The organism is Amycolatopsis sp. NPDC059027 (assembly GCF_042739735.1).
Classification (GTDB): Bacteria; Actinomycetota; Actinomycetes; order Mycobacteriales; family Pseudonocardiaceae; genus Amycolatopsis.
In genome coordinates, this window is sequence record NZ_JBHYIK010000006.1 from 177,828 (window position 1) to 189,737 (window position 11,910).

Genomic DNA, 11,910 nt, shown 5'->3' on the forward strand with positions numbered 1-11,910 from the left:
ACAACACAAGCCGAGTACTCGTTTGTGTGTGTTGTTTTCTCTACACATGACACGAACACCTCGGGGGTTACCCCCCTCATCGTCGTGCGGCAACCCCCCCCTTCAGCTCTCTCAGGCCTGGGTGACCAGGAGGGCGACGTTGTGGCCGCCGAACCCGAACGAGTTGCTGATCGCGGCGCCGAGCTCGACCTTGCGCGGCTCGCCCTGGACGACGTCCAGCTGGACCTTCGGGTCGAGATCGGCCAGGTTGAGCGTCGCGGGCACGATGCCGTGGTACAGCGCCAGGATCGTGGCGATGCCCTCGACCGCGCCTGCCCCGCCGACGAGGTGACCGAGCGCGCCCTTCGGCGCGGTGATCACCGGGTGGTCGCCGACCGCGTTCTTGATCGCCGCCGCTTCGCCGACGTCACCGACGACGGTCGACGTCGCGTGCGCGTTGACGTGACCGATGTCGGCGGGCGAGAGCCCGGCCATCCTCATCGCCGCGCGCATGGCCGCGATCTGGCCGATGCCCTCGGGGTGGTTGCCGGTGATGTGGTAGGCGTCGGAGGTGATGCCGTGCCCGGCCAGCGTCGCGTAGATCCGCGCGCCGCGTGCCCTGGCCCGGTCCGCCCGCTCCAGGACGACCACGCCGGCGCCCTCGCCGAGGACGAACCCGTCCCGGTGGGCGTCGAACGGCCGCGACGCGGCGGCCGGGTCGTCGTTGCGGGTGGACACCGTGCGGGCCTGGGCGAAACCGGCCAGCGTGATCGGGTGGATGCACGCTTCGGCGCCACCGGCCACCACGACGTCGGCCCTGCCGGACCGGATCATCTCGACCCCGGCGGCGATGCCCTCGGCACCCGAAGCACACGCGGATGCGGGGGAGTGCACCCCGGCCCGCGCCTTCAGCTCGATGCCCACGTGCGCGGCGGGGCCGTTGGGCATCAGCATCGGCACGGTCAGCGGCGACACCTTGCGGATGCCGTGCTCGTTCAGCAGATCGTGCTGGTGCAGCAGCGTGACCGGGCCGCCGATACCGGTGCCGATCGCCACGCCGAGCCGCTCGGGCTCGACGTCGGTGTGCTCGTCGGTCTGTTCCGCGAAACCGGCGTCGGCCCAGGCCTGCCGGGCCGCGATCAGCGCGATCTGCTCACAGCGGTCCAGGCGCCGGGCCTGCACCCTCGGCAGGATCTCGGACGGTTCGACCGCCAGCGGGGCGCCGATCTTGACCGGCAGGTCGATCTTCTCGGCCCACTCGGCCTCGATCGTGCGGACCCCGCTCTTCCCGGACAGGAGACCGTCCCAGGTGGACGCGACGTCCCCGCCGAGCGGGGTGGTGGCCCCCAGGCCGGTGACCACGACGTCGTTGGTGCTCATGGAGAACTCCCCAAGGTCGGCTCCGGACCGGGCGGGTCCCGATCCGGGTACGAAAGGCCTCAGTTCTGGTTGGCGGACACGTAGTTGACCGCGTCGCCTACGGTCTTCAGGTTGGCCAGCTCGTCGTCCGGGATCTTGACGCCGAACTTGTCCTCGGCCTGCACGGCGATCTCGACCATCGACAGCGAGTCGATGTCCAGGTCGTCCACGAACGACTTCTCGGTGGTGACGTCGTCCTGAGCCACGCCCGCGACCTCTTCGACGATCTCGGCGAGGCCGGCGAGGATCTCAGTGTTGTCAGCCATGGGGTTGTTCCCTTCTCGGTGTTCTTTTCGTGTGCCCCGCGGGCACGGCGCCCGCGGGGAAAGTATCCACTAGGGACAGACGAACGCCTGGCCCGCGTAGGAGAGGCCGGCGCCGAAGCCGACGGCCAGCACGAGGTCGCCGGATTTCACGGTGCCCGCCTTGCGCATGTGGTCCAGCGCCAGCGGGATCGAGGCCGACGAAGTGTTGCCGGAGTACTTGATGTCGTCGGCGACGACCATGTCCTCGCGGGCGCCCTTGGCACGAAGCTTCTTCGCGATCGCCTCGACGATGCGCAGGTTGGCCTGGTGCGGGATCAGCACGTCCACATCGGACGGTTCGAGCCTTGCCGCGGCGAGCGCCTGCAGCGCGATCGGCGCGATCTGCGTGGTCGCCCACCGGAAGACCGACTGGCCCTCCTGGTAGATGTACTTGTGGTCGCGCATGTAGATGAGGTCGACCAGTTCACCGGCGCTGCCCCAGACGACCGGGCCGATGCCGGGCTCGTCGGCCGCGCCGACCACCGCGGCGCCCGCGCCGTCGGCGAAGATGATCGCGTTCGCGCGGTCGGTCGGGTCCACCGAGTCGGTCAGCTTCTCGGCGCCGATCACCAGCGCCTTCTTCGACGAACCGGCCTTGATCAGGTCGGAGGCGACGCCGAGGCCGTAGCAGAACCCGGCGCACGCGGCGTTGAGGTCGAACGCGCCGGGGTTGGGGATCCCGATGCGGGCGGCGACCTGGGCGGAGGCGTTCGGGATCAGCGAGGGCATCGTGCAGTTCGGCAGGATCACGGTGTCCACTTCGGACGGATCGACGCCGGCGTCGGCCAGCGCGGCCGTGCCCGCCGCCACGGCGAAGTCGACCAGCAGCTCGTCCTTCTCGGCGAAGCGGCGCTCGATGATGCCGACGCGGTCACGGATCCACTGGTCGCTGGTGTCCATGATCTGCGACAGGTCGTCGTTGGTGACGATCTTGTCGGGCTGCGCGCTCCCCACACCGAGGATGCGGCTCCCGGTGACACTCCGTGGCTGGCGCAGGGTGGGGCGAGGGTCGGTCACTGAGCGTCCTCCTGGCGCTGCTGCACCGCGGCAAGCTCGGCGGGCGACTTCAGCGCGGTGGTAGTGGTCACGACGCCCTTGAGCTGCCGCTTGACCAGACCGGTCAGCGTGCCCGCGGGCGCGAGTTCGAGGGTGCTGGTCACGCCGAGCGAGACCAGGCCGTCCATGGTGAGATCCCAGCGCACCGGGCGGGTGACCTGGGAGACGAGGCGATCGAGGTACTCCGCGCCGCTGGTGACCACCGTGCCGTCGGCGTTCGACAGCAGGGGACGCGCCGGGTCGGCGGGGCTCAGCTCGACGGCGTACTTCCGCAGGGTCTCCTCGGCGGGCGCCATGTAGTGCGTGTGGAAGGCACCGGCCACCTTGAGCGCGCGGATCTTCGTGCCCTCGAGGGGATGGGCGACGATGCGCTCGATGGCGTCGGCCGCACCGGAGGCGACGATCTGCCCGGCGCCGTTGCGGTTCGCGGCGGCCAGCCCGTGGTCGGCCAGCCAGGCGGTGACCTGCTCGGGATCGCCGAGCATGACCGCGGCCATCGAGGTCGGTTCCAGCGCGCAGGCCTTCGCCATCTCCGCTCCGCGCACCGCGGCCAGCGCGACCGCGTCGGCCTCGGGCAGCACTCCGGCGATCGCGGCGGCGGCGAGCTCGCCGACGGAATGCCCGGCGACCGGGGCGTCGTCGGGCACCGGGGCGGTGCGCCGCAGCTGGTCGAAGGCGAGCAGCGAGAGCGCGACGATCAGGGGCTGCGCGACGGCGGTGTCCTGGATCTCGTCGGCCTCGGCTTCGGTGCCCAGCCGGATCAGGTCGAGCCCGGAGCGGGCGGACCAGTCTTCGAGCAGCGCGCGGGCGCCGTCGAGTTCGAGCCAGGGCGTGAGCATGCCGGGGGCCTGTGACCCCTGGCCGGGAGCGAGGACTGCGACTGTCACCCCTCAAGACAACACGCCGGTGCCCCTTCGCGGGGATGTCGACGCTCACCAAGTCCGGCCGACGTTATTGGAGGAAACCTCCAAAGGCACGGGGAGGATCGCCGCGCTTAACCCGGAAGCCTTGTCGGGTTCAACCACCTTTCGCTATGAACTCGGTCACCACAGGCCGCGGCCGCGGGCGAGGCGGCCGACGGTCAGCGCGATCCGCAGCACCAGCGCGTCGCGCGGGTCGGTGGCGTGCCTGCCGGTGAGTTCGGCGGCCTTCCGCAGCCGGTACCGGACGGTGTTGGGGTGCACGAACAGGGTGCGCGCGCACGTTTCCAGCACGCCGCCGCTCTCCAGGTACGTCTCGACCGTGCGCTGGAGCGCGGGCCCCGCCTCCTCCAGCGGCCGCGCGATCTCCTCCACGAGCAGCCGCTCGGCCTCGGGATCGCCGGACAGGGCCCGCTCGGGGAGCAGGTCGTCGGAACGGACCGGACGGGGCGCGCCGGGCCAGCCGACCACCGCGCGCAGCGCGGAAAGCGCCTCGGACGCGCTGTGGTGCGCCTCGGCGAGCGAAGGCACCGTCGGTCCCGCGACGACCGGGCCGTCGGCGAAGGCGATCGACATCTTCGCCAGGATTTCCCGTTCCTTGATCCCGCCCTCGGTCGGCCCGCCGACGACGACGACCAGCCGCGAGCCCTGCACCGAAAGCAGCACCGGGCGGCCCACCCGCGCGGCCCGGCTGCGGACCTCGAACACCACGGTCGGCGGATCCTCCGACGGCGGGTTGCCGACCAGGACGGTCGCCGCGGCGGCCGGGTCCCAGCCGAGCGCGGCCGCGCGGGAGAGCACGGCCTCCTCGGCGTCGCCACGGACGATCCCGTCGACGACCAGTGCCTCCAGCCGCGCGTCCCACGCGCCCCTCGCCTCGGCGGCCGCGGCGTAGGAGTTCGCCGCGGCGAAGGCGATTTCCCTGCCGTAGCGCAGGATTCCCTCGATCAGGGCGGCGCGTTCGGTCTCGTTCGCGGCGAACTCGGGCAGTTGCTCCTCGAACACCTCGATCGCGAGCCGCACCATGCCCACGGCCTGGCGCAGGCTGACCCAGCGCGAGAGCTCGGCGGGCGCGTCGCGGAAGGCGTCGGTGGTCAGCCGCAGCGACTCCTTGTCGTCGCGCAGCCAGGCGACGAACCCGGACGCGCCGGTCTGGGTGATCAGCAGCACGCTGGCGCGCTGATCGGCGGGCAGCCGGGCGAACCAGGACAGCCGCTGTTCCATCACCGCGACGCTCGCGCTGGCGAGCCGCCCGGAGGCGTGCTCCAGCCGGTTGAGGGTCTTCGCGGACAGGCCGTGGTGTTTCGCCACCCGGCGTCCGGTGTTCGTTTCCGCCATGACCGGTCGATCCTACGGGGACCGGTCATCCGCAACTTTCGGCGGCGGATCCGCAACCGGAGTCGGTAGGCGGCTCCGTCGCGGTCTCTCTACTATCCGTAACCAGGGGAAACAGGCCGACACAGTGGGGAGAGAACACCGTGCGAGAACCCGGGTTGGAGATCGACGCGATCTCCAAGCGCTATGGCGACGTCGTCGCGCTGCGCGAAATGACCTTTTCCGTGCGGCCCGGCGAGCTCTTCGGGTTCGTCGGCAGCAACGGCGCGGGCAAGACCACGACGATGCGGATCGCGCTCGGCGTGCTGGCCGCCGACGCCGGCGCGGTGCGCTGGGCTGGCGAGCCGGTCACGCACGAGACGCGCAGGCACATCGGCTACATGCCGGAGGAGCGCGGGCTGTACCCGAAGATGAAGGTGGCCGAACAGCTGACCTACCTGGCTCGGCTGCACGGGATGTCCGCGCCCGCCGCTCGCGCGTCGACGGAGAAATGGGCCGAACGGCTCGGTGTCGCCGGCCGCCGCGACGACGAGGTGCAGAAGCTGAGCCTGGGCAACCAGCAGCGGGTCCAGCTCGCCGCGGCGCTCGTGCACGAACCGCGGATCCTGGTGCTGGACGAGCCGTTCTCCGGGCTCGACCCGGTCGCGGTGGACGTGATGAGCCAGGTGCTCAAGGAGAAGGCGGCCGAGGGCGTCCCGGTGGTGTTCTCCAGTCACCAGCTGGATCTGGTGGAACGGCTCTGCGACCGCGTCGGGATCGTCCGAAGTGGACAGATGGTGGCCAGTGGCACGGTGACCGAGCTGCGTGCGGGCGGCGCCGTGCGGTTGCTGATCGACGCGCCGGCGGCGCCGGACGGCTGGGCCGGCGCGCTGCCGGGCGTGAAGGTGCTGGGCAGGGAAGGCAGCGTGACCGAGGTCGAGCTGGGGGAGGGCGCGGACGACCAGGCCGTGCTGCGGGCGGCGCTGGCGACCGGCCCGGTGCGCGAGTTCGCCCGGAAACAGCCCTCCTTGACCGAGTTGTTCCGTTCCGTGGTGACCCAGGAGGTGGCGGCATGACCGCGCCCGTTTCCGGCTCGGATGTCCGGATGAGTCCGCTGTCGGCTGTCGGCCTCGTGGCCTCACGCGAGATCGGCACCCGGTTCCGTTCCAAGGCCTATCGCGTCAGTACGGCCGTGATGCTGCTGCTGATCGTCGCCGCGACGATCGTGGTCAGGTTGTTCAGCGGCGGCAGTGGCGCCGACGCCACGGTGGGTGTCCTCCCGGCCACCTCGTCGCTCGCGGCTCCCTTGGCGGCGAGCGGGAAGACGCTGGACGAGAAGATCGCGACGAGCCCGGTGCCGGACGAGGCGGCGGGCCGGGCGAAGGTGGCCGACGGCTCGCTGGACGCGCTGCTCACGAGCGCGGCGGACGGCAAGCTCCAGGTGGTCGTCAAGAAGGACATCAACGGGAAGCTGAAGAACGTCCTGAACGTGCTCGCCGGGCAGGTCGCGCTGAACCAGCAGATCACCGGTCTCGGCGGGGACCCGGCGAAGGTGAACGCCGCGGTCGCGGGCGCGGCGGTGGCCGTCTCGCCGATGGAGAAGCCGTACGACTACGACGGCCAGCAGCTGTTCCTCGGCATTGTCACCGGGATCCTGATCTATCTGTCGTTGATGATCAACGGCCAGAGCGTCGCGCAGGGCGTCGTGGAGGAAAAGACGTCACGGGTCGTCGAGCTGTTGCTGTCGACGATCAAACCGTGGCAGCTGATGGCGGGGAAGGTGCTCGGCATCGGCACGGTCGGGCTGGTCCAGATGCTGCTGATCGGTGTGGTCGGGGTGATTTCCGGCCGGGCGACCGGGGCACTGGACCTGTCGGTTTCGGCGGCGGTCGGGACCGTGGTGTGGCTGATCGTGTGGTACCTGCTCGGATTCTTCATGTACGCGATCGTGTTCGCCGCGCTCGGCGCGCTGGTTTCGCGGCAGGAAGACGTGGGCGGGGCGACGATGCCCGCGCTGATGCTGGTGATCGCGGGATATCTGGTCGGTATCTCGATTCTGCCGAGCGATCCGTCGAACAGTTTCGCCGAGGTGCTTTCGATCATCCCGGTGTTCGCGCCGACGGTGATGCCGATCCGCCTGGCGATGGGCGGGGTTCCCGTCTGGGAGGCCGTCCTTTCCATCGCCTTGGTGATCGCCCTGATTCCCGCGCTGATCTGGCTGGCCGCGCGCATCTATCGCAACGCCGTGATGCGCACCGGCGCCAAAGTCAAACTCCGAGACGCCCTCCGCGCCGCCTAGTAGACCAGCCCGGAGCACTTCACCCACACGCACCTCACCGCCCCCTCTCCCCTCCCCGCGGTAACCCTCCGCGGGGAGGGGAAACGCAAACCCCAGGCAAACAAAACAACCAAAAGCCGAAACACCTTCACAAGGCGACAAACGCACAACCGTCTCACCAATAAGCCGGGACGCCACGAGATCAACGGGACAGAACTACGAAAGGCGACTACCACGGGGGGCCGGGGGGCGAAGCCCCCACCCGGCGGGGTCTGGGGTTCGACCCCAGAAGACGCAGATACGATCGAGGCCGCCCGGCGCTGAGCGGTTTTCGCTGCGCCGGACGGCCTCGTCTCCCCGGTCCCCACCGGTAGCTCAAGTATGGATGGCGTTGATCTTCTCGCGCTAGCCGACTCACTCGATCGTGGAACTCCCGAGTTGCCGGGCCCCTCTCGCTGATCAACGATCCACGCAGCGAATGTGCAACGAATCGGCGGGAAGGAGTTGTCGTGGGCCAGCAGCTCAAGGACGGGCTCGGGCAGGCGTGGGGCCTGGTCGCGACGTTCGTTCCGAAACTGATCGCTTTTCTGATCATCCTGTTCATCGGGTGGCTCATCGCGAAGGGCATCGCGAAGGCACTGGAACTGGTGCTCGGGAAACTCGGTTTCAGCAAACTGATCGAGAAGACCGGCCTGACCCGAATGCTGGGGCAGGCGAACGTCGACGCCGCCGGAATCCTGGTCAAAATCGTCTACTACTTCATTCTGCTGATCGCGCTGCAGCTCGCGTTCGGGGTGTTCGGGCCGACCAACCCGGTGAGTCAGCTGCTCAACGAGATCATCGCGTTCCTGCCGCGGGTGGTGGTGGCGCTGGTGCTGATCATCGTGGCGGCGGCGATCGCGAACGTGGTGCGCGGCGCGGTGACGGGTGCGCTGGCGACGCGGCCCGCCGCGCGGCTGCTGGGCACGATCAGTTACTGGCTGATCATGGCGTTCGGCATCATCGCGGCGCTGGGCCAGGTGAACATCGCGACGGCGATCACCGGGCCGATCCTGATCACGGTGCTGGCGACGATCGGCGGCGTGATCGTGGTCGGGTTCGGTGGTGGGCTGATCAAGCCGGCGCAGGAGCGGTGGCACGGCTGGCTGGCGAATCTGCAGGGGCAGGTGGGCAAGCCGAAGCAGCAGCCCACGGTCGGTTCGGAGACGCCGACGCCGCCCGCGGGGATTCACCGGCTGGACGAGTGAGGCTCCTCGTGTGGGCCCGGTGGTCGAGGAAGGCACCGGGCCCGCACGGGGCACCAGAAGTCATTTCAGGTTGTAGGCGTTGATGATGGTCTGCTCGGCGGTGTTGCCGTAGCGGTCGGCGGCCTTGGCGCGCAGGGACACCGCGCTCGCACCGGTGGGGTGGTGCAGCAGCGCGACCCCGTTGGCGAGGACGGGCGCGAAGGTCCAGACGACGCCGCCGTCGTAGGAAACCTCCACGGTGAGTTGTTTCGGCGCTTCGCCGGTGCTCGAGCCTTGTGGCCAGTACGCGAGCGGAACCAGGTACGGACGTCCCGCCGGCGCGGCGTTGTCCGCGTCGAGATCGGGCGTGAAGCGGATGACGCCGACGGGGAGCCGCTCCGGGCCGTCGGTGTGCCGGGAGCCGAACGTCCAGGCGGAGCTGACCCGGCTGCTGAGACCGGCGGCACCGCTTCTGCTCGCCTCAGTGGTCAACCGGTAGGCGCCCGGCTCGGCCGGGACCGTGAACCGCCCCTGTCCCGGCCGCGATGTCCGGCCGATTTCCTTGCCGTCGCGATACAGCACGCCCGGGACGATGCGCAGTCGAGCAGGCACTCTTGGTGTCCGTCTTGCGCGGGCGACGGTAGCGGCATCTTTCGTTGCGCGACAAGCTTTCCCTCGCAATTTGTCGGGTGGTGAGTGGCTGGTGAATAGGCTGGTCCGATGGGACGAGGGGTGGTTTCGGCACTATGGCGGTATCCGGTGAAGTCGATGCGCGGCGAATGGTTGCGCGCGGCGAAGTTCGGCGAACGCGGCGTCGACGGCGACCGCCGGACGGAGCGTCGGTACGCGGCGACGACGATGCCGTGCACGGCCTGCTGTCCAGCCATCTGGACCGGCCGTCGGTGACACTCGTGAAGGAAGCCTCGATCCCGCACCACGACGAGGCGGCCGTGCACCTGGTCACCACGTCCACCCTCGCGTGGCTGCGGGAACGGGCGCCGGGCGTGCCGATCGACGAGCGGAGGTTCCGGCCCAACCTCTTGGTGGACACGGGTTCGTCGCCCTGCCTCGCAGAGGAGACCTGGATCGGTGATCACGTCCGGATCGGCGACGTCGAGCTGGAGATCCTGCGCCGGGCTCAGCGCTGCGTGATGGTCGACCTGCCCTGCGCGGACCTGCCCCCGGCGCGCGGGCTTTTCAAGACCATCGTGACCCACAACGAGCGGATGCTCGGCGTGCACGCGCGGGTGGTCCGCGGTGGCGTGATCCGTGCCGGTGCCCACGTGACCTGCTGAGCCCCCTCATCCGGGTGTTCCGCGCCTCACAGTCTCTGGGGAATGCCGCCGCGGGGGAGCATGTTGGGAGCGGTAGACGGAAGGGGCGCTCGTGGACTTCTTGCTGCACCACGGGATCACGGTGTTCGGCCAGTGGATCTCGATCGCGGAGCTGGCCGGTCAGCTGTTCGCGCTCGCGGTGGTCTTCCTCGCGCAACGTCGCACGCTGTGGACGTGGCCGGTGCAGGTCGGCGCCACCGTGCTGCTCTTCGCCGTGTACATCTCCGCGCATCTGGGCGGGCTCGCCACGCGTCAGATCGCCATCCTCGTGATCTCGATCTACGGCTGGTGGGCGTGGTCGCGGCACAACGACCCGGTGTTCGGGATCGTGGTCCGCAAGGGCAGGCTCGCCGAACGGCTGAGCATGATCGCCGCGTTCGCCGTCGGCACCACCGCGATGGCGCTGGTCCTCGACGCACTGCACGCCTCGTGGGCGCCGTGGCCGGACGCCGCCCTGTTCATCGGGACTCTCGTCGCCTTCGCCGCGCAGGGCCTCGGGCTCGTCGAGTTCTGGCTGGTCTGGCTGGTGGTCGACGCCATCGGCGTGCCGCTGCAGATCTCGTCGGGCCTGTACTTCTCGGCCGCGATCTACGTCGTGTTCGCCGGGCTGGTGATCCACGGCTGGTGGAGCTGGAACCGGTCGGCGAAGCAGGTCCGCGCCGCCCGCACCGGCAAGGCCCTGGCCCCCTCGAACTGACGATCTCGCGTGATCAGAGACGTAACTCGCGTGATCAGGCGGAGATCTCGCGTGATTGGACGCGACACCGGTCCAATCACGCGAGATCTCCGTTCAATCACGTGAGTTGCGCGTTCGATCACGCGAGATCGCTGGGTCAGCGCAGGATGACGTGGGTGGGGCGGAGGTCGTCGACGGCGCGGACGCCGAGCAGCTGCATGGTGCGGACCATTTCGGTGCGGAGAATGTCGACGCAGCGCTGGACGCCGCGCTCGCCGCCCGCCATGAGGCCGTAGAGGAACGCGCGGCCGATGAGCACGGCGTCGGCGCCACTGGCGATCGCGGCCACGATGTCCCCGCCGGACAGGATGCCGGTGTCGAGCCAGACCTCGGCGCTGCTCTGGATCTCGTCGCGCACCGCGGGCAGCAGTTCGAGCGGCGTCGGGGCGCGGTCGAGCTGGCGGCCGCCGTGGTTGGACAACAGCACCGCGTCGGCACCGTGCTTGACGACGTCGCGCGCGTCCGTGACGTTCTGGATGCCCTTGACGACGAGCTTGCCCGGCCAGGTCTGCCGGACCCAGTCGAGGTCGTCGAAGTTCAGCGCCGGGTCGAAGAGCAGGTCGAGCAGCTCGGCCACGGTGCCGCCGAAATGGTTCAGCGACGCGAAACTCAGCGGCTCGGTGGTGAGCAGGTTGAACCACCATGCCGGGTGCATCGCACCGTCGAGCACGGTCTTGAGCGTCAGCGCGGGCGGGATGGTGAGCCCGTTGCGCACGTCGCGCAGCCGGGCGCCGGCGACCGGGGTGTCCACGGTCAGCATCAGCGTGTCGTAGCCCGACTCCCAGGCCCGATTCATCAGATCTTCGCCCGCGCCGTGGTCGTGCCAGACGTAGAGCTGGAACCACTTGCGGGCACCGGGCGCGGCTTCGGCGAGGTCCTCGATCGACGTCGTCGCCATCGTGGACAGCCCTATCGGGATGCCGTTGCGCTCGGCGACCCGGCCCACCGCGCGCTCGCCCTCGTGCTGCATCATCCGGGTGAACCCGGTGGGCGCGAACGCGAACGGCAGTGCCGAGCGCTTGCCGAGGATCTCCCTGCTGGTGTCCACATCGGACACTCCGCGCAGGATGTTCGGCTGGAACTCGACGCGGCGGTACGCCTGTCGGGCACGGCGGAGGCTGTCCTCCAGCTCGGCGGCGCCGTCGGTGTAGTCGAACGCCGCGCGCGGGGTGCGCTTGCGGGCGATCATCCGCAGGTCGGCGATGGTGTGCGCGTTCGCAAGCCGCCGGTCGGTGGGGTTGAGCACGACCGGCTTCGGGCGCAGGATCTGCTTGAACTCGCTCGGCCGCGGCAGCTGGCGCTTCGTCACAAGACCACCTCCATGTACAAAGGGACCCGGCAGA

13 protein-coding genes are annotated in these 11,910 nt (G+C 69.7%); 6 read left to right on the forward strand and 7 right to left on the reverse strand.

The features are described 5' to 3' along the window. Positions 1-111: 111 nt before the first annotated feature. The 5 genes from ACFWY9_RS06480 to ACFWY9_RS06500 form a co-directional block, all read right to left on the reverse strand. Positions 112-1,359 (reverse strand): beta-ketoacyl-[acyl-carrier-protein] synthase family protein, encoded by a 1,248-nt coding sequence (locus tag ACFWY9_RS06480; protein ID WP_378330583.1) that lies wholly within the window; start codon positions 1,357-1,359, stop codon positions 112-114. Between the two features lie 59 nt (positions 1,360-1,418). Further along, on the reverse strand, positions 1,419-1,664 hold the full coding sequence (locus tag ACFWY9_RS06485; protein WP_378330584.1) for an acyl carrier protein: 246 nt from the start codon (positions 1,662-1,664) through the stop codon (positions 1,419-1,421). 69 nt (positions 1,665-1,733) lie between these two features. Further along, on the reverse strand, positions 1,734-2,720 hold the full coding sequence (locus ACFWY9_RS06490) for a beta-ketoacyl-ACP synthase 3 (protein WP_378338324.1): 987 nt from the start codon (positions 2,718-2,720) through the stop codon (positions 1,734-1,736). Further along, positions 2,717-3,646, reverse strand: coding sequence for an ACP S-malonyltransferase (locus tag ACFWY9_RS06495; protein WP_378330586.1), 930 nt, complete (start codon positions 3,644-3,646; stop codon positions 2,717-2,719). The genes ACFWY9_RS06490 and ACFWY9_RS06495 overlap by 4 nt, the downstream gene beginning before the upstream one ends. Before the next feature lie 156 nt (positions 3,647-3,802). Then, positions 3,803-5,017 (reverse strand): PucR family transcriptional regulator, encoded by a 1,215-nt coding sequence (locus ACFWY9_RS06500; protein ID WP_378338325.1) that lies wholly within the window; start codon positions 5,015-5,017, stop codon positions 3,803-3,805. A 140-nt stretch (positions 5,018-5,157) separates the two neighbouring features. Here ACFWY9_RS06500 and ACFWY9_RS06505 point away from each other — a divergent pair, with 140 nt between their 5' ends. From ACFWY9_RS06505 to ACFWY9_RS06515, 3 genes are all read left to right on the forward strand, one after another. Beyond that, positions 5,158-6,069, forward strand: a complete 912-nt coding sequence (locus ACFWY9_RS06505; protein ID WP_378338326.1) for an ABC transporter ATP-binding protein — start codon at positions 5,158-5,160, stop codon at positions 6,067-6,069. Continuing rightward, positions 6,066-7,292, forward strand: a complete 1,227-nt coding sequence (locus ACFWY9_RS06510) for an ABC transporter permease (protein WP_378338327.1) — start codon at positions 6,066-6,068, stop codon at positions 7,290-7,292. Before ACFWY9_RS06505 ends, ACFWY9_RS06510 begins: the two co-directional genes overlap by 4 nt. 488 nt (positions 7,293-7,780) lie before the next feature. Next, on the forward strand, positions 7,781-8,518 hold the full coding sequence (locus tag ACFWY9_RS06515) for a hypothetical protein (RefSeq protein WP_378330590.1): 738 nt from the start codon (positions 7,781-7,783) through the stop codon (positions 8,516-8,518). Between the two features lie 60 nt (positions 8,519-8,578). Here ACFWY9_RS06515 and ACFWY9_RS06520 read toward each other — a convergent pair whose 3' ends face one another. Continuing rightward, entirely contained in the window at positions 8,579-9,109 is a 531-nt protein-coding gene (locus tag ACFWY9_RS06520; RefSeq protein WP_378338328.1) for a hypothetical protein, read from the reverse strand. Positions 9,110-9,217: 108 nt separating this feature from the next. Here ACFWY9_RS06520 and ACFWY9_RS06525 point away from each other — a divergent pair, with 108 nt between their 5' ends. The 3 genes from ACFWY9_RS06525 (at position 9,218) to ACFWY9_RS06535 (ending at position 10,528) form a co-directional block, all read left to right on the forward strand. Then, positions 9,218-9,403 carry an MOSC N-terminal beta barrel domain-containing protein gene (locus ACFWY9_RS06525; RefSeq protein WP_378330592.1) on the forward strand — a complete coding sequence of 62 codons (186 nt, stop codon included), beginning with the start codon at positions 9,218-9,220 and terminating at the stop codon, positions 9,401-9,403. After that, positions 9,361-9,792, forward strand: a complete 432-nt coding sequence (locus ACFWY9_RS06530; RefSeq protein ID WP_378338329.1) for an MOSC domain-containing protein — start codon at positions 9,361-9,363, stop codon at positions 9,790-9,792. Before ACFWY9_RS06525 ends, ACFWY9_RS06530 begins: the two co-directional genes overlap by 43 nt. 91 nt (positions 9,793-9,883) lie before the next feature. Continuing rightward, positions 9,884-10,528 carry a nicotinamide riboside transporter PnuC gene (locus ACFWY9_RS06535; RefSeq protein WP_378330594.1) on the forward strand — a complete coding sequence of 215 codons (645 nt, stop codon included), beginning with the start codon at positions 9,884-9,886 and terminating at the stop codon, positions 10,526-10,528. Between the two features lie 136 nt (positions 10,529-10,664). On the opposite strand, the gene ACFWY9_RS06540 is transcribed toward ACFWY9_RS06535, so the two are convergent. After that, a complete protein-coding gene (locus tag ACFWY9_RS06540) occupies positions 10,665-11,876 on the reverse strand; it encodes an alpha-hydroxy-acid oxidizing protein (protein WP_378338330.1) in 1,212 nt (403 codons plus the stop codon). Between the last annotated feature and the right edge of the window lie 34 nt (positions 11,877-11,910).